The sequence below is a fragment of the Ensifer sp. D2-11 genome, from assembly GCF_054161295.1.
On the sequence record NZ_CP096433.1, the window covers coordinates 1919917 to 1937441 of the forward strand.

General features: G+C 62.1%; 13 protein-coding genes. 2 read left to right on the plus strand and 11 right to left on the minus strand.

What is annotated here, in order from left to right; translation table 11 throughout:
• Positions 1-143: 143 nt before the first annotated feature.
• From M1D34_RS09325 to M1D34_RS09355, 7 genes are all read right to left on the minus strand, one after another.
• Entirely contained in the window at positions 144-2336 is a 2193-nt protein-coding gene (locus M1D34_RS09325) for an esterase-like activity of phytase family protein (protein ID WP_013844280.1), read from the minus strand.
• 230 nt (positions 2337-2566) lie between these two features.
• Complete coding sequence (hupB, locus tag M1D34_RS09330) at positions 2567-2839, minus strand: DNA-binding protein HupB (RefSeq protein ID WP_003531811.1); 273 nt, start codon at positions 2837-2839, stop codon at positions 2567-2569.
• 221 nt (positions 2840-3060) lie between these two features.
• A complete protein-coding gene (gene lon, locus M1D34_RS09335; RefSeq protein WP_003531808.1) occupies positions 3061-5481 on the minus strand; it encodes an endopeptidase La in 2421 nt (806 codons plus the stop codon).
• Positions 5482-5953: 472 nt separating this feature from the next.
• Positions 5954-7231, minus strand: a complete 1278-nt coding sequence (gene clpX, locus M1D34_RS09340; protein WP_003531807.1) for an ATP-dependent Clp protease ATP-binding subunit ClpX — start codon at positions 7229-7231, stop codon at positions 5954-5956.
• A gap of 294 nt (positions 7232-7525) precedes the next feature.
• Positions 7526-8152 (minus strand): ATP-dependent Clp endopeptidase proteolytic subunit ClpP, encoded by a 627-nt coding sequence (gene clpP / locus M1D34_RS09345; RefSeq protein ID WP_003531805.1) that lies wholly within the window; start codon positions 8150-8152, stop codon positions 7526-7528.
• A 276-nt stretch (positions 8153-8428) separates the two neighbouring features.
• Complete coding sequence (locus M1D34_RS09350) at positions 8429-9994, minus strand: phospholipase D family protein (protein WP_127515188.1); 1566 nt, start codon at positions 9992-9994, stop codon at positions 8429-8431.
• 108 nt (positions 9995-10102) lie between these two features.
• A complete protein-coding gene (locus M1D34_RS09355; RefSeq protein ID WP_003531801.1) occupies positions 10103-10960 on the minus strand; it encodes an endonuclease/exonuclease/phosphatase family protein in 858 nt (285 codons plus the stop codon).
• Between the two features lie 171 nt (positions 10961-11131).
• Here M1D34_RS09355 and M1D34_RS09360 point away from each other — a divergent pair, with 171 nt between their 5' ends.
• Complete coding sequence (locus tag M1D34_RS09360) at positions 11132-12379, plus strand: cytochrome P450 (RefSeq protein ID WP_003531799.1); 1248 nt, start codon at positions 11132-11134, stop codon at positions 12377-12379.
• Between the two features lie 1005 nt (positions 12380-13384).
• On the opposite strand, the gene M1D34_RS09365 is transcribed toward M1D34_RS09360, so the two are convergent.
• From M1D34_RS09365 to M1D34_RS09375, 3 genes are read right to left on the minus strand one after another with little or no spacing between them, the layout of a single operon-like run.
• A complete protein-coding gene (locus tag M1D34_RS09365) occupies positions 13385-13726 on the minus strand; it encodes a cupin domain-containing protein (protein ID WP_498778793.1) in 342 nt (113 codons plus the stop codon).
• 18 nt (positions 13727-13744) lie between these two features.
• Positions 13745-15046: an O-acetylhomoserine aminocarboxypropyltransferase gene (locus M1D34_RS09370; RefSeq protein ID WP_498778794.1), complete on the minus strand. Its 1302-nt coding sequence runs from the start codon at positions 15044-15046 to the stop codon at positions 13745-13747.
• Between the two features lie 27 nt (positions 15047-15073).
• Positions 15074-15502 carry a CoA-binding protein gene (locus M1D34_RS09375; RefSeq protein WP_003529220.1) on the minus strand — a complete coding sequence of 143 codons (429 nt, stop codon included), beginning with the start codon at positions 15500-15502 and terminating at the stop codon, positions 15074-15076.
• A 191-nt stretch (positions 15503-15693) separates the two neighbouring features.
• Here M1D34_RS09375 and M1D34_RS09380 point away from each other — a divergent pair, with 191 nt between their 5' ends.
• On the plus strand, positions 15694-16530 hold the full coding sequence (locus M1D34_RS09380) for an EamA family transporter (RefSeq protein WP_192923420.1): 837 nt from the start codon (positions 15694-15696) through the stop codon (positions 16528-16530).
• An 86-nt stretch (positions 16531-16616) separates the two neighbouring features.
• Here M1D34_RS09380 and M1D34_RS09385 read toward each other — a convergent pair whose 3' ends face one another.
• Positions 16617-17438 (minus strand): enoyl-CoA hydratase, encoded by an 822-nt coding sequence (locus M1D34_RS09385; RefSeq protein WP_498778796.1) that lies wholly within the window; start codon positions 17436-17438, stop codon positions 16617-16619.
• Between the last annotated feature and the right edge of the window lie 87 nt (positions 17439-17525).

Sequence of the window (17525 nt, forward strand, 5' to 3'; positions counted from 1 at the left end):
GACTCCAAAAGGTTGGAGCGGGATGCGGGCGGAAAACCGCGCACACTTTTCCTCATCCCGCTCTGAGCTTCCTTTCGAATGTCAAACGGAAGAGGCCGGGACGTCATGTCCCGGCCTCTTCCTTTTTCTCGGGGATGGGACGCTTACATGGCGTCCATCGCGCCTATGGAGAAGAACAGCGTTTCGCCGGAGGAATCGTCGACGCCGTCATTGTCGGTGACGACATAGCCGTTGCCGGCCGCGTCGACTGCAAAGCCTTCGACCTTGTCGACGACATAGCCGTTGAGCGACTGCAGGTCCGGAATGAGGTCGCGCACCTCTTCCTTGTTCACGACAGGCAGTTCCCCGCCGAGCGCCGCGGGTTTCAAATCCGCAAGCGCAACGCGGTAGAGCTTCTTGAGCTTGGCGGCTTCGCCGATCAGATTGTCACGCTCGACGATATAGGCGTAGTCTCCATGAACGGAGATTTCCGACAGGCCGACCCAGCCTTCCTCCGACTTTTCAAGCGGATAGCGCACGGCGCCCCATTCTTTGCTCGACGGCTTGTAGGAGACGAGCTTGACGAAGCCCTTCTCGTCATCCTTCCATTCGCGCTGCACAGCCATCCAGAGAACCTGATCATCCCCTTCGCCCACGACTGCGACGCCTTCGAAGCCGTAGCGGATCTCGTTGGCGCGCAATTCCTCCGGCAGCGCGATCTCCTGCTTGATCTCGCCCTTCTTGTTCACGTGCAGCAGCGCGTGGCTGTAGAGCTTGTCGGAATTGCCTTCCGAAGCGAGCCAGAAGCCGCCTTCGCCATCATTGGCGATGCCTTCGATGTCGAGCTTCTGGGCGGGAGCGCCGTCACGGGTGATCGGCAGGGCTTCCGTGATCAGCGCGGGCTTCTGCGTAGCGTCGATCGTGAAGATGGTCGGCTGCGACGAGAAGACGGAATCGTTGACCGCATGCAGGAAGCCGGGCTTGTCGGCAGCGGCAAGACCGGAAAGCGCCCCGAAGCCGATGGGCAGCCCGTCCTTCTCCACGGAACGGATCTGCGGATAGGCAGCCTCCCCCTCGCCGCGCTCGTAGATCATGACATGCGACCGCGCCCCGCCGTCTTCTACGAGATCGACCTCGTTGGCGGTCGCAAACAGGTTGCGCCCGGGAATGGCGACAGCGCCCTCGGGCGAAACGCCGGAGGGCAGAAGCTGCACGAGCTCCGGTTCGCCGCCCGTATCCTTGTAGACGCCGACGATCGAGGCACGCTCGGACAGAACGAAGAAAAGCTTGTCTTCGCCGAATTGCGCCAGTTCCAGGCCTTCCGGCTCGACGCCCTTCGCCGAGGAACGCTTTTCCGGATAGTGGCCGATCGACGCGATAGCGCGTTCGAAGCCTGCTCCCGATTCGTAGAGGACCTTCCCGGTCGTGTCGAAGATCGTGAAGCCGCGGCTCCCGCCCTCATAGTCGCCCTCATTGGCGACGACCAGACGATCGTCGTCGAGCCACTTGATCGCATCGGGCTCGCGCTTGCGGCCCGCCTGCTCGCCGGTGAAGGCGATGGAGCCGTCACGCTTGGTGTCGATAGCTTCGAGATCGACCGTGCCCGCAGGGAAATGCGTCTTCACGGTCGCGGACTTGCCGTCGATGACGACGATGTGGTTGTTCTCCTGGAGGGTGAGTGCAATCTCGTCCCTGCCGTTGAAGGCAACGAACTCCGGCTCGGGATCGTCGCCGGCGACCTCGGCGAGACCGGTCAGCGTCACATGCTTGATCGTCGCGCAATCGGCCGCCCCGTCCTTCAGCGACAGGATCACGAGATCGCCTGCAGGCATCTGAGGGATCTGCCCGTCATTGACGTCCTCGTCGCGCTCGTTCTCGATCGCGATTGCGGCAAGCGTCCGATCCTTGTTCACGGCCACCGAGTCCGGCTGGCCACCGAGATCGCAGGTGGCGTCCACCTTCCTCCCGGCAATGTCGACCACGGCGAGCACGCCGGACGGCTTGGTAAAGCTTTCGCTCGTGTTGACGGCAACGAGCGCTTTGGCGCCGGCTACCGCGACCGAAGTCGGCTCCCCGCTGAAAGAGACGATACCGCCTGCCTCAGGCGCCTTGGCATCGGTGATGTCGATGAACCCGATGCGCTTGCCGGGACTGTCGGAATAGATCAGCGTATTGCCGTCTTCGCTTGCGGTGATGATTTCGGCCGATGTCGGCGCGTTCCGCTCGGCTCCCTCGGGCAAATTCGTGGCCACCGCAAAGGACACGATGCGGTTGAATACCTGTTCGGCCTGAACGACCGACGCCGTCGATGCGGCAAGCGCCGCGGCCAATGCCGTGGTGATGGAAAATGCTTTCATCTGTCCCTCCTTGTCGCGACACGCCTTTGCGCTTCCGCGTGCGTCCGAAAACGTCGGACGGGAGGCTTTTGCAACTGTCCTGTAACAGCTGGATGACAGCGAGGCTTGGAATGAAAAGAGGCCCGGATGACCGGGCCTCAATCAACCTGCCGAATGCCGCCTGGGCGGTATCGCGACAGATGGAACATGAACCAGTAGCGGACGGAGGCACCCGCCGCTCAATCGGTAAATTAGTTGACGGCGTCCTTGAGGCCCTTGCCGGCCGTGAACTTCGGCACGTTGCGTGCCGGGATGTCAACTTCCGCACCCGTCGACGGGTTGCGGCCCTTGCTGGCTTCGCGGCGCGATACGGAGAAATTGCCGAAGCCGACGAGGCGGATGTCGCCGCCGTTCTTCAGTTCGCCCTGAATGGTCTCAAAAACTGCATCAACGGCAGAAGACGCATCTGCCTTCGAGAGTCCGGCCTTGTCGGCTACGGCAGCCACGAGCTCATTTTTGTTCATGTTTCCACCCCTTTCATGCTGGTTCGAAACGACTGTCTTCTTAAGGCGGGGCTGCGAGAGCAATGCCCACGTCTTGCCATTCCCAATTGCGCCTAATCCCTTGGAATGCAAGGGTTGCAGCGTGCTTTTACAACAAAAAAGACCGGCAGAACGCCGGTCTTCCTTGTTTTTCTGGCCGAAGGGCGCAAGCGGGACACACTTACCACCCTATCTGCACTGCCTCAGTGGGCAATCGAAGTGCCCGCTTCGTCCTGCGAATCAACGGACGGCAGGGCGGCCGGCTGGCTTGCCGGATCCCATTCGATGGGCTCCGGAAGCCGCAGCAACGCGTGTGCGATCACCTCGCCCATCCGCGAAACGGGGATGATTTCGAGGCTGTTCTTGACGTTGTCAGGGATGTCGGCGAGGTCCTTGGCGTTCTCCTCGGGGATCAGCACCTTCTTGATGCCGCCGCGCAGAGCCGCCAGCAACTTCTCCTTCAAACCACCGATCGGCAGGACGCGTCCACGCAGGGTGATTTCACCCGTCATCGCCACGTCCTTGGAGATCGGGATACCGGTCATCACCGACACGATCGCCGTCGCCATGGCCACACCGGCGGACGGACCGTCCTTCGGAGTTGCGCCCTCGGGCACGTGGACGTGAATGTCGCGCTTGTCGAACAGCGGCGGCTCGATGCCGAAATCGATCGCGCGCGAGCGGACATAGGATGCCGCTGCCGAAATGGATTCCTTCATCACGTCACGCAGGTTGCCGGTAACCGTCATGCGGCCCTTGCCGGGCATCATCACGCCCTCGATCGTCAGCAGTTCGCCGCCGACCTCGGTCCAGGCGAGACCGGTGACCACCCCGACCTGATCGTCGCGCTCGGCTTCGCCATGGCGGAAGCGCGGCACACCGAGATAGTCGTGGATGTTCTCGGCCGTCACTTCGACCTTCTTGGTCTTGCCCTTGAGGATCTCCGTCACCGCCTTGCGCGCCAGCTTCATCAGCTCGCGCTCGAAGTTGCGCACGCCCGCTTCTCGCGTGTAGTTCTGGATAACCGCCATAAGGGCGCCATCGGTCACGGAGAATTCGTTCGGCTGGAGCGCATGATCGCGGATCGCCTTCGGCAGCAGGTGCCGCTTGGCAATCTCCCGCTTTTCATCTTCGGTATAGCCGGCAATGCGGATGACTTCCATGCGGTCCATCAGCGGCGGCGGAATGTTGAGCGTGTTCGCCGTGGTGATGAACATCACGTTGGAGAGGTCGTATTCCACCTCCAGGTAGTGATCCATGAACGTCGAGTTCTGTTCCGGATCGAGCACCTCCAGAAGCGCCGAAGACGGATCGCCACGGAAGTCCTGGCCCATCTTGTCGATCTCGTCGAGCAGGAAGAGCGGATTGGACTTCTTCGCCTTCTTCATCGACTGGACGACCTTACCCGGCATGGAGCCGATATAGGTCCGCCGATGGCCGCGAATTTCGGCCTCGTCGCGAACGCCGCCCAGTGCCATGCGGATATATTCGCGGCCGGTCGCCTTGGCGATCGACTTGGCGAGCGACGTCTTGCCGACGCCGGGAGGACCGACGAGGCACAGGATCGGCCCCTTGATCTTGGACGAACGGGCCTGCACCGCCAGGTACTCGACGATACGTTCCTTTACCTTGTCCAGACCGAAGTGATCGGTATCCAGCACCTTTTCGGCGTGGTTGAGATCGGTCTTGATCTTCGACTTCTTGCCCCAGGGCAGGCCCAGCAGCCAGTCGAGATAGTTGCGGACCACAGTCGCTTCCGCCGACATCGGGCTCATCTGGCGCAGCTTCTTCAGCTCCGCATCCGCCTTTTCGCGGGCTTCCTTGGAGAGCTTCGTCTTGGAGATGCGCTCTTCGAGTTCGGCCATCTCGTCGCGGCCGTCCTCGCTGTCGCCGAGCTCCTTCTGAATCGCCTTCATCTGCTCATTGAGGTAGTACTCGCGCTGCGTCTTCTCCATCTGGCGCTTGACGCGCGAACGGATGCGCTTTTCGACCTGAAGAACCGAAATCTCGCCTTCCATGAAGCCGAGCGCCTTTTCGAGGCGCATCTTCACGCTCGTCGTCTCCAGCATTTCCTGCTTTTCGACGATCTTGATCGACAGGTGGGATGCGACGGTGTCAGCGAGCTTCGAGTAGTCTTCGATCTGGCTCGCGACGCCGACGACTTCCGGCGAAATCTTCTTGTTGAGCTTCACATAGCTCTCGAATTCGGAAACGACCGAACGGCTCAGCGCCTCGATCTCGACCGGATCCTCGTCCGGTTCGGGCAGTGCATGGGCCATGGCCTCGTAAAAATCGTCACGCGGCGTATAGCGCTCGATCTCGGCACGCGACCGTCCTTCGACCAGAACCTTCACGGTGCCGTCGGGGAGCTTCAGAAGCTGCAGCACGTTTGCAATCGTGCCGACTTTGTAAATGGCGGAGGGTTCCGGATCGTCATCCGTAGCGTTGATCTGGGTCACGAGCATGATCTGCTTGTCGGTACCCATGACCTCTTCGAGTGCACGGATCGACTTTTCCCGGCCGACGAAGAGCGGCACGATCATGTGGGGGAAGACCACGATGTCACGCAGCGGCAGAACCGGATAGGTCGCGCTTTCAGTCGCCGGAGACGTTTTGTTCGTCATATCATTTCCTTTCCGTCCCGATGTTCGGGCCCGTTTCCGGGAGCCTCTACGGCACTCCCGGCTGTCACATTTCGTACATGAAAGTGGAGTGCAAGAGAGGCCTTTTCAAGGTACGGCGCAATCCCCGCCTTCATGGATAATCCCCGACCTTTAAGCTCGGATGCTGTTGCAGACCTTGCGACCTGCCCGGATATCGCGGTCCGCAAATACGCATCCATTGAATCGGCACATCATCGCGTTGTTGCGGCACTTTAGCAACAATCGATTGGTGCGATCACCATGATTTTGAACTGAAACATTCGAGCGAACGGGCCGGAACGGCGCCTGCAGAGCCGTCCTCCAAAACGCCGGTTCCCCACCCCTTCGCCGCCACGATCGCAACGGCGCACCATGAAAAAGCCCGCACGCGGCGGGCTCTTCAAACAATCGTGAGCGGCGTTGCGCGCCCGAGAAGACGCGCGGCACTGTGGCCTCAAGCCGAAACGTTGGTCTTCTCCTCGGAACGCTCCGAGTAGATGTAGAGCGGCCTCGCCGTCCCCTTGACGACCTCGTCCGAAATGACGACTTCGCGAACGCCTTCCAGCGTCGGCAGTTCGAACATGGTGTCGAGCAGGATCTTCTCCATGATCGAACGCAGGCCGCGTGCGCCGGTCTTGCGGACGATGGCACGGCGGGCGATCTCACGCAGCGCGTCCTCGTGGAAGTTCAGTTCGACGTCTTCCATCTCGAAAAGCCGTTGATACTGCTTGACCAGAGCGTTCTTCGGCTCGGACAGGATCTGGATCAGCGCATCCTCGTCGAGATCCTCGAGCGTCGCCAGAACCGGCAAGCGCCCGATGAACTCCGGGATGAGGCCGAACTTGACCAGATCTTCCGGTTCTAGCTCGCGCAGCACCTCGCCGACGCGCCGGTCTTCCGGAGCGCGCACGGTCGCGCCGAAGCCGATCGACGTCTTCTCGCCGCGGGCGGAGATGATCTTGTCGAGGCCCGCAAAAGCGCCGCCGCAGATGAAGAGGATATTCGTCGTATCCACCTGCAGGAATTCCTGCTGCGGATGCTTGCGGCCGCCCTGGGGCGGTACCGAGGCGACGGTACCTTCCATGATCTTCAGAAGCGCCTGCTGCACGCCCTCGCCCGAAACGTCGCGAGTGATCGACGGGTTGTCGGACTTACGGGAAATCTTGTCGACCTCGTCGATGTAGACGATGCCGCGCTGGGCGCGCTCGACGTTGTAATCGGCCGCCTGCAGGAGCTTGAGGATGATGTTCTCGACGTCCTCACCGACATAGCCGGCCTCCGTCAGCGTCGTCGCGTCGGCCATCGTGAAGGGAACGTCGATGATGCGGGCGAGCGTCTGCGCCAGATAGGTCTTGCCGCAGCCGGTCGGCCCGACCAGCATGATGTTCGACTTCGCCAGCTCCACGTCGCTGCTCTTTGCCGCATGTGCAAGGCGCTTGTAGTGGTTATGCACGGCGACCGACAGGATGCGCTTGGCCTGCTGCTGACCGATGACGTATTCGTCGAGGACCTTGATGATCTCCTGCGGCGTCGGAACGCCGTCGCGGGACTTGACCATCGAGGTCTTGTTCTCTTCGCGGATGATGTCCATGCAGAGTTCGACGCATTCATCGCAGATGAACACGGTCGGTCCGGCAATCAGCTTGCGGACTTCATGCTGGCTCTTGCCGCAAAACGAACAATAGAGGGTATTCTTCGAGTCACCGCCGTTGCTACCGCTGACCTTGCTCATTTCCACTTCCTTCCAGCACGCCGGACACCTTCGGAAAGATATCACGGACACTCAGTTCGCCTTGCACGTCGGCTCCAGGCGCCGCCCAAGGCTCTTGGGAGTACTCACCGTCCCGGGCGGAGGCCCGATCACCGGTTGCAACGACTCTCCCCATCAAATCCGAATGCTATGCCCCTTGTTCCAACATAGCATTAAGGATTCATATTAACGGCTTTGCCCCTCGGATAAAGCCCCTTCGCCATTACAAATGTGTCACAATTACATCTGTGGCGACACAAAAGCCCGTGTTCGAACCTATTCCATGCCCTCGACCGCATCGCGCGACGTGATCACCTTGTCGATCAAACCCCAGTCGAGCGCTTCGTCCGCACTCATGAAATGATCGCGGTCGAGCGTCTGCTCGACTTCTTCGTAGGTGCGGCCGCAATGCTTGACGTAAACCTCGTTCAGCCGGCGCTTCATCTTGAGAATGTCGCGTGCATGCCGTTCGATGTCGGACGCCTGGCCCTGGAACCCGCCGGAGGGCTGGTGGACCATGATGCGCGAGTTGGGCGTTGCGAAGCGCATGTCCTTGTGACCGGCGGCAAGCAGCAGCGAGCCCATCGAAGCCGCCTGGCCGATGCAGAGCGTCGAGACCGCCGGCTTGATGAACTGCATGGTGTCGTAGATCGCCATGCCCGCGGTCACGACACCGCCCGGAGAGTTGATGTAGAGAGCGACTTCCTTCTTCGGGTTTTCCGCCTCGAGGAACAGCAGCTGTGCGCAGACCAGCGTCGCCATGTGGTCTTCGACCGGTCCCGTCAGGAAGATGATGCGCTCCTTGAGCAGTCGCGAATAGATGTCGTAGGATCGCTCGCCGCGATTGGTCTGCTCAACAACCATCGGCACCAGCGCCATGGCCGTATCAACTGGATTTCTCATATCGAACCTTCATCAATCGGGACCGCATCCCTTCGCGGACCGGAATCATCGGATAAGCCTCAGACCTTACATAGAGTGTCAATGCCCTTCACTTCAAGACGCGAACATTCGATAAACTGAATAGTCGCAGGCCCGGGGTCCAGAGCTTTTCATCGGCGTGGCGGATTGGCGGTAGAACAATTTTCCAATTCTTGATGCCGTCGCGCATGCCCCCGGCCACCTTCCTCACAGGCATTCGCAATAGCGCGGTAAACGACCGGTAAATTCCGTCGCCTCTCAAAGCTGTGACTCCAACGGCAGAAAGCGGATCACGCCGGCGATCAGCCGCCGGAGAATGCCTGCGTCCGGCTCGCGCCGCAGCAGCCGCAGGGAGCCGTTCGTCCGATCCCGCCATGCGGGCCGGCCGTCCTTCAGCATCAGGCGATAGCTCCGTTCCGGCGCCGTTTCCTCGTCGAATATCGATTGGAGCTCGGCGGCGAGCGCCTCGTCGGAAAAGACGATGCCCATCTCGGTGTTGAGCGACGCGGAACGCGGATCGAAATTCATGGAGCCGACGTAGCCGCAGAGGCCATCGACGACGAAGGCCTTGGTGTGGAGGCTCGCGTTTCGCGCTCCGAACAGCGACATACGGTGACGATCGAAGAAATCGCCGCGCTCCTTGAGCTCGTAGAGCTCGACACCGCCGTCAAGCAGCCCTTTGCGATACTTCACGTAGCCGCCATGCACTGCCGCGACATCGGTTGCAGCGAGCGAATTCGTCAGCACCGCCACCCTCGCGCCCTTTCCCGCGAGGAGCGCCAGCACGCGCGTCCCCGCTGCGCCGGGGATGAAGTAGGGCGAGATGATCCGCAGATCACGGCTGGCGCCCTTGATCAGCGGGAACAGTTCGCGCAGCAGCCAGTTCTGCCGCTTCTGCATCAGCGCCTTTTCCGGCGGGTCGAACGCCATGCGCACATCCGCGCTGCGATGGAGGGTCCGGCTTCCCCAGTATGAGCCGGGACCCGCAGCCGCCGCGTCTGCGACCCTTTCCAGATAGAAGCGCGCGGCCGCCGTGCGCGCCAGCCCGTCCAGCGCCTCTCTCAGCGCCGGAAGGTACTGCTTGCGCGGCGTCCTGAGGGCTGCGATCGGCAGCACCGACGTGCTGTTCCAGTAGAGATCGAACATGGCCGTCGCCTGGTCGACGACCGGACCCGCCATCCAGACGTCGAGGTCACGGAAGTTCGACAGTTCGGCCGCGTCGAAATAGGCATCACCGATGTTGCGCCCACCGGATATCGCCAGCCGGCCATCGGCAACCCACAGCTTGTTGTGCATCCGGCGCGTCGCACTGAAGGCCCGTATCGCCATTTCGAACCCGCGGCGGAAGCGGTCCGTTCGTGCCCGGCTTGGGTTGAAGAGGCGCACGTCGACATTCGGATGGGCGTCGAGCGAAATGCAGAGACGATCATGGATTCCTGCATTGATATCGTCGAGCAGCAGGCGGACGCGAACGCCGCGGTCGGCCGCCCGGATGATCTCGCGCGTCAGCAGAAACCCCGTCAGGTCGTCCTTCCAGTAGTAATATTGCAGGTCGAGGCTGCGCCCCGCCCGGCGCGCCGAAAGCGCCCGCGCAACGAAGGCTTCGATGTTATCGGAAATGAGCGCGACCACGCTCTCGCCGGGGTGGGCGGCACCCAGCAGTGGGCCCAATTGCCGATCGATGCCCGTCTCGTCTCCGCCGATGGGGAGCGCGAATGAGGGTTCGGTCCGCGGCCTGCGGCCAAACCAGCCGTAGACATAGAGGACCGCGACCAGGAAGAGCCCGCAGAGCGCTACGAGAAAAAGTGCAACCCACGACCACATCAGATGCTGCCCTGCCGCATGTTTCACCGGAGCCGGATCAAGGGTGAAACATGCAGAAACCAAAGTACGACGGCGACCATTGCGCCTTCTATGAGGCGTGCGACACCGCTATCCCTGCCCCGCATCGGCCAATCGGGCCTCCTCATCCTCGGGGCCGTCCTTCTGGACAACCTTGAGATCGATCGAGGCCTTGACGGGCAGATGGTCCGAAGCCACGCGCGCCAGCGGCGTGTCGTGCACGGCCACCGAGGTCACCAGATGATGCGGATTGCCGAGAACCCGGTCGAGCGGCAGCAGCGGAAAGCGCGAGGGAAAACTGGCAACGGCTGAATGCGACGGGTCGAATATCGGACTGAGGAAGCTGAGCGAGGAGCGTTTGCCCATGCGCCACTCGTTGAGGTCGCCGATCAGCAGCGTCGGCCGGCCGGCACCGTCCGCCGTCGCCTTCAAAAGCGTTTCCGCCTGGCGCGCCCGGGAATGACGCAGCAGGCCCAGGTGAGCGGCGATCACCCGCAACGGTCCCGCTTTCAGGTCGAGATCGACGACGAGGGCACCGCGCGGCTCGACGCCCGGCAATTTCAGCTGCCGCACGTCGGAAACCGCACCCTCACGGATAAGCAGGACGTTGCCATGCCATCCGTGGCCTTTCTCGCTAAAAGGCGAAATCGGAACGGAGACAAGATGCGCCTCACGGCGCAAGTGCTCGAGATCCAGGAGCCCCGCGCGCTCGCCGAATCTCTGGTCGGCCTCCTGAAGCGCGACGATATCCGCACCGATCTCGGCGATAACCTGCGCAATTCGCGGCGGGTCGAAGCGCCCGTCGGTGCCCACGCATTTGTGGATATTATAGGAGGCGATCACGATGTCGCCGCGGTTAACGGCGGCATCACGGTTGACGACCGTGGGCCGCCGCTTTCGTATCGCCGCCATAATGCCCGCGGATAGATTGCCTTGCGCCTTTGCCATGCCGCTCCCTGCTTGCTGCCGCATCATGCTCAAATAGGTCGGGCGGTGCTACCGAAAAAGTATCTATCGCCGATGTTGTTCCTTCCGGTGCCGAGGCACTTGCAGTCAGCCCTCATGGCGCAATAGAGATGCGGATCGCCATCCGATTGCAGCATTCGAAGAGTCGATATCATGTCCATCGCCCCCGGTATCACCATCGACGGCCCCGCCCGGCGCGTCTCCCTTGACGTCCGCAACCCCCGTTTCTTCCGCAATCCGCTGCCGGCCTACGCGGCGCTCCATGCGCAATGTCCGGCCTTTTTCTGGGAAGAGCCGCAGCAGTGGTTCTTTGCGGGATACGAGCAGGTGAACAGCCTGTTGCGCGACCGTCGCTTCGGCCGACAGATCCTGCATGTCGCGACCCGGGAAGAACTCGGCATGCCGGAGCCGAAACCGCATCTGAAAGATTTCGATGCACTCGAGGCGCACTCGCTGCTCGAACTGGAGCCTCCGGCCCATACGCGGCTGCGCACGCTCGTCAACCGCGCCTTCGTCTCCCGTCAGATCGAACAGCTCAGGCCGGAAATCGAGGCGCTCTCGCATGCGGTGATCGACGGCTTCGAGAAGGATGGCGAGACCGAGCTGTTGAAGACCTATGCCGAGACGATCCCGGTAACCATCATCGCGCGGATGCTCGGCATTCCGGTCGAAGCGGCGCCGCGTCTGCTCGACTGGTCGCACCGCATGGTGAAGATGTACGTGTTCAATCCCAGCCTGGAAACGGAGTTCGACGCCAACAATGCATCGGCGGAGTTCGCCGGCTACCTGAAAGGGATCATAGCCGGGAAGCGGACAAACCCGGCCGACGACCTGCTCACGCATATGATCACCTCGGAGAAAGACGGCGAGCGCCTGTCGGACGCGGAGCTGATTTCGACCACGGTCCTCCTTCTGAATGCGGGCCACGAGGCGACGGTTCATCAGATCGGCAATGCCGTGCGCACGATCCTGCAGTCCGGCCTCTCGCCCGCCGGACTTTTCTCGGACGAGAAGGCGACGGAGCGCACGGTGGAGGAGTGTCTGCGCTTCGCCGCGCCCTTGCACATCTTCCAGCGCTACGCCCTCATGGATATCGAGCTGGAGAACGGCATCGCCCTCAGGAAAGGGGACAAGATCGGCCTCATGCTGGGGGCGGCGAACGTCGATCCGCGCAAATTCTCCTCTCCCGATACGTTCAGGCCGGACCGCAACGAAGGCGCCAATCTTTCATTCGGCGCCGGCCTGCACTTCTGCATCGGCGCACCGCTGGCACGGCTGGAGTTGCAGATTTCGCTGCCGATCCTGTTCCGACGGCTTCCCGGGATGCGGCTCAAGAACGAGCCGCCGGTCAAGGACGCCTTCCACTTTCATGGTCTGGAGCGGCTCGATCTCGTCTGGTGAGCGGCGGCTCGAAATCGCTAACTTCCCCCAACCTCATTCCTGTGCTTGTCACAGGAATCCAGCCACCCCAAGTCCTTGGGCTGAAAGAACTCTTCCCGCGCCGCAGACGCGGCGCTGCTGGATCCCTGTGACAGGCACAGGGATGAGGGCGAAAGGAGGGACGGATGCAGTCCGTCGATACGTCGGTACTATCCACAGGCCGCGCCGCAGTTGAAATATGCCCGCACACCCGCAAGCGGACACTGCCGTAACGCATACCTTCTCCCAACCTCATTCCTGTGCCCGTCACAGAAATCCAGCCAGACCAAGTCCTTGGGCTGAAAGACTCTTCCCCCGCCGCAGACGCGGCGCTGCTGGATCCCTGTGACAGGCACAGGGATGAGGGTGGAAGTGGGGACGGATGCCGTCCGTCGATACGGAGATACTATCCTCAGGCCGAGCCGCAGGTGAAATATGCCCGCACACCCACAAGCGGACACTGCCCGTAACGCATACCTTCCCCCAACCTCATTCCTGTGCCGTCACAGGAATCCAGCCGCCCAAGTCCTTGGGCTGAAAGACTCTTCCCGCGCCGCAGACGCGGCGCTGCTGGATCCCTGTGACAGGCACAGGGATGAGGGTGGAAGTGGGGACGGATGCCGTCCGTCGATACGGAGATACTATCCTCAGGCCGAGCCGCAGGTGAAATATGCCCGCACACCCGCAAGCCGACACTGCCGTAACGCATACCTTCCCCCAACCTCATTCCTGTGCTTGTCACAGGAATCCAGCAAGCCCAAGTCCTTGGGCTTAAAGAACTGTTCGGCGCCGCAGACGCGGCGCTGCTGGATCCCTGTGACAAGCACAGGGATGAGGGTAGAAGTGGGGACGGATGCCGTCCGTCGATACGATTCACATGCCGCGCCGCAAGTGAGATGCCGCCACCCACAAGCGGGCACCGGCGTAAAGCACACCCTCCCCAACTTCCTCATCGCCATGCCGCCACAGGCATCCAGGCGGCCGGCGTCAGACGCGGATCACGTAGTCCTTGCGAGTCGTTTCAACGACTTCCCAGGTTCCCTTGAAGCCGGGTCTCAGCACCAGGCTGTCGCCGGCTCTGAGATGAAGGGGTTTCCCGCCCTCTTCGGTCACGATCGAATGACCGGAGAGGATGTGGAAATATTCCCACTCGTCATAGGCGATGCGCCACTTGCCGGGCGTGGCCTCCCATATGCCCGCATAGAGCCCGCCGGCCTCCTCGAAATTCCAGGTGCGAAATTCCGGATTTCCAGAAATCAGCCTGTCGGGCGCCGGCGCCCCGATCTCAGCCTCGACGGAAGACGGATCGAAATTCAGCATATGGCTCATGGGAAGCCTCCACGCCTCTCAGGCCTTGCCCAGCGCCTGTTCGAGATCGGCAATGATGTCGGCCACATCCTCGATGCCGACCGACAACCGGATGACGTCGGGTCCGGCGCCTGCGGCGACCTGCTGCTCCGGCGTGAGCTGCCGGTGCGTGGTCGATGCGGGGTGGATGACGAGCGAACGCGTGTCGCCGATATTGGCAAGATGGGAGAACATTTCCAGTGCCTCGACAAAGCGCTTTCCCGCCTCGTATCCGCCCGCGAGCCCGAAGGTGAAGACGGCTCCCGCCCCCTTCGGCGAGTAGCGCTTCTGCAGGGCGTGATTCGGATCGTCTTCGAGCCCGGAATAGCGGACCCAGGAGACCTTTTCATGTCCCTTCAGCCATTTGGCGACCTCCAGCGCGTTGTCGCAATGGCGCTGCATCCTCAGCGGCAGCGTCTCGACGCCGGTCTGGATCAGGAAGGCGTTGAAGGGCGAAATGGCCGGACCGAAGTCCCTCAGACCCAGTACCCGTGCGGCGATGGCGAAAGCGAAGTTGCCGAAGGCCTGGTGCAGGACGACGCCGCCATATTCGGGCCTCGGCTCCGACAGCAGCGGATACTTGCCGGATTTCGACCAGTCGAACGTACCGCCGTCGACGATGATGCCGCCCATCGAATTGCCGTGACCGCCGATGAACTTGGTGAGCGAATGGACGACGATATCGGCGCCGTGTTCGAGCGGCCGCATCAGATAGGGCGTCGCCATCGTATTGTCGACGATGAGCGGCAGTCCGTGTCGCCGCGCAACGTCAGCGATCGCGGCTATGTCGACGAAGGTGCCGCCCGGATTGGCGAGGCTTTCGATGAAGATCGCCTTGGTGCGTTCGTCGATCTGCGCATCGAAGCTTTCGGGCTCCGCATCGAAGCTTTCGGGCTCCGCCGAATCGGCCCAGCGGACCTGCCAGTCGAAGGCCTTGAAGGCCTGGCCGAACTGGTTGACCGACCCGCCGTAAAGCTGGCTGGCGGAAACGAAATTGTCACCCGGCCTCATGATCGTATGGAAAACCAGCAGCTGGGCCGCATGCCCCGAGGAAACGGCCAGCCCGGCGGTCCCGCCTTCGAGCGCCGCGATCCGCTCCTCCAGCACCGCCTGCGTCGGGTTCATGATGCGGGTATAGATATTGCCGAATCGCTGGAGGCCGAAGAGTGCGGCCGCATGATCCGTGTCGTTGAAGACGAAGCTGGTCGTCTGATAGATCGGCGTCGCCCGCGCACCGGTCGTCGGATCGGGCTGGGCCCCGGCGTGAATTGCAAGCGTGCTGAATCCGGGTCCGGCTTTCATCGTCGTTCCTCCCTCAATTATCAAGGATCATCCGACCAGTCGCGGATATTCGATTGCCGGGCAACGGTCCATGACGACCTTGATGCCTGCGGCCTCAGCCTTGGCGGCAGCTGCGTCGTCGCGGACGGACAGTTGTCCCCAGATGACCTTGGGCAGGGCCGGCAGCGCCAGGATCTCGTCGACGAGCGCGGGCAAGGCCGAAGCCGCACGGAAGACGTCCACCATGTCGATCGGCTCCCCTATATCCGCGAGGCGCGCTACCACCGGCTGGTCGAGGATCGTACCGCCCGCATGGCCGGGATTGACCGGAATGACGCGGTATCCCTTGCGGAGAAGGAAGGCCATGACGCGATAGCTCGGCCGCTCCGGCTTCGGCGAGGCGCCGACGAGCGCGATGGTCTTCGTCTCGCGCAGGATGTCGGCAAGATAATAGTCCGGGTAGGCGTCGTGGTTCATGCTTGTTGTCCGGGCATGTTCATCATGCGGAGCGATAGTTGGCGTGGAGCGGCCGCGAGTCAACCGAGGCACCTTCCCCCGGCCATGCATTTCAACCGTTTCGTTGCGATCGATCCGTAATTCCGGTTGCATTTCGGCAAATGCGAGCCCACAACCGGCTTTCCCGCCCAATCACCCCGCCGAGGTTCATCTTGCCGCCGGACGTCATTGCGCTCGTACTTCTCGGAGCGCTGCTGCACGCGACCTGGAACGCGCTCGTCAAGGCCGGTACGGAAAAATCGCTCGACGCCGCCATGGTGTCGCTTGGCGGCGCGGTCGTGGCGCTCCCCTTCCTGCCCTTCCTCCCGATGCCCGGTTCCGAGGCCGTGCCTTACATCCTGGTTTCGGCACTTTTCCAGTTCGCCTATTTCCAGCTGGTCGCAGCCGCGTACCGGGCCGGCGACATCGGGCTGGTCTATCCCTTGATGCGCGGCGTCGCTCCTCTGATCGTTGCGGCGACGAGCAGCCTCGTCATCGGCGAGGAACTGACCGGCGGCGCGATGGCCGGCATCATGACGATCTGCGCGGGCGTGCTGACGCTCGCCTTCGAATCCCGCAAGGGCGGCAGGCACGCCATCGTTCTGGCACTGCTCAACGCCTGCGTGATCGCGAGCTATACCTATGTCGACGGAATGGGCGCCCGCATTTCCGGCAATGCCATATCCTACACGCTCTGGATGGCATTGCTGCCGCCGGTCCTGCTCTTCGGCTGGGCCTTTGCCCGACGCGGCGTCAAGCCGGTCGCGCGGCATGTGAGCCGTCACTGGTGGCGCGGGCTTATCGGCGGCGCCGGATCGATCGGCTCCTATGGCCTTGCGCTCTGGGCGATGACGAAAGCCCCGGTCGCCACCGTCGCGGCGCTCCGCGAAACGGCAATCCTCTTTGCCGTGGTCATCTCCTTCGTGTTCCTCAAGGAGCGCGTCAGCGCCTGGCGCATCATCGCCGCCTGCATCATTGCGCTCGGTGCCTTGCTGCTCAGGCTCGCCTGAGGCCTAGGACATAAAGCGCGCCGCGCTGTAGGTCGTTATCATGCATGTCGTATCCAAAACCGCTGCACACTTTTGGGCGGCATGCACTATTCCTCCTTCCATTCCGGCATGCGCTTGCCGAGAAAGGCACCGATACCTTCCTCGGCATCGCGGGCGAGCATGTTCTCGACCATCACGCCGACAGCGAAGTCGTAAGCATCGGCAAGCGGCATTTCCGCCTGGCGATAGAAAGCCTCCTTGCCGATCTTCAGCGCCTGCGGCGACTTCGAGGCAATGATCGACGCATATTTGTCGATGACCTGGCGCAGATATTGCTGCGGTACGATGCGGTTGACGAGACCGAACTCCTTCGCTGTCCCGGCATCGATCGTCTCACCGGTCAAAAGCATCTCCATCGCCTGCTTGCGAAGGGCAGCGCGCGTCAGGGCGACCATCGGCGTAGAACAGAAAAGACCGATATTCACGCCGGGGGTGCAGAAGGTCGACGTGTCGGTGCAGATCGCGAGATCGCAACTGGCGACCAGCTGGCAGCCAGCGGCGGTCGCAAGGCCGTCGACTTCGGCGATGACCGGCTGCGGCAGCCTGGTGATCGTCAGCATGACTTCGGCTGCAAGGCGAATCGTTCGCTCGAAGAACGCCCGGCCTCCGTCGGGGTCGGCCCTGTGGGAGGTCATTTCCTTGAGATCGTGGCCGGCGGAGAAGAGCTTGCCTGTCGCGGCGATCACGACGACCTTGATCTCTTTCGAGACGGACGCCTCCTCGAGCGCCGCCAGCAATGCTTCCATCAGGGCGGTCGAAAGCACGTTTGCCGGGGGATTGTTCAGTGTAAGCCGCAGGACCGGGCCGTTGAACTCGCGCAGCAAGGGTCCGTTCGACTCTTCTTTCCTGAATGAAACGACGTCCGCCATGGTTCTCTCCCATATCGAAGTTCGTGCCGTGGTACGCCGCCGTCGCCGCTCTTTCAAGCCCGCGCGCCGGTCTGACCCATAACTGCG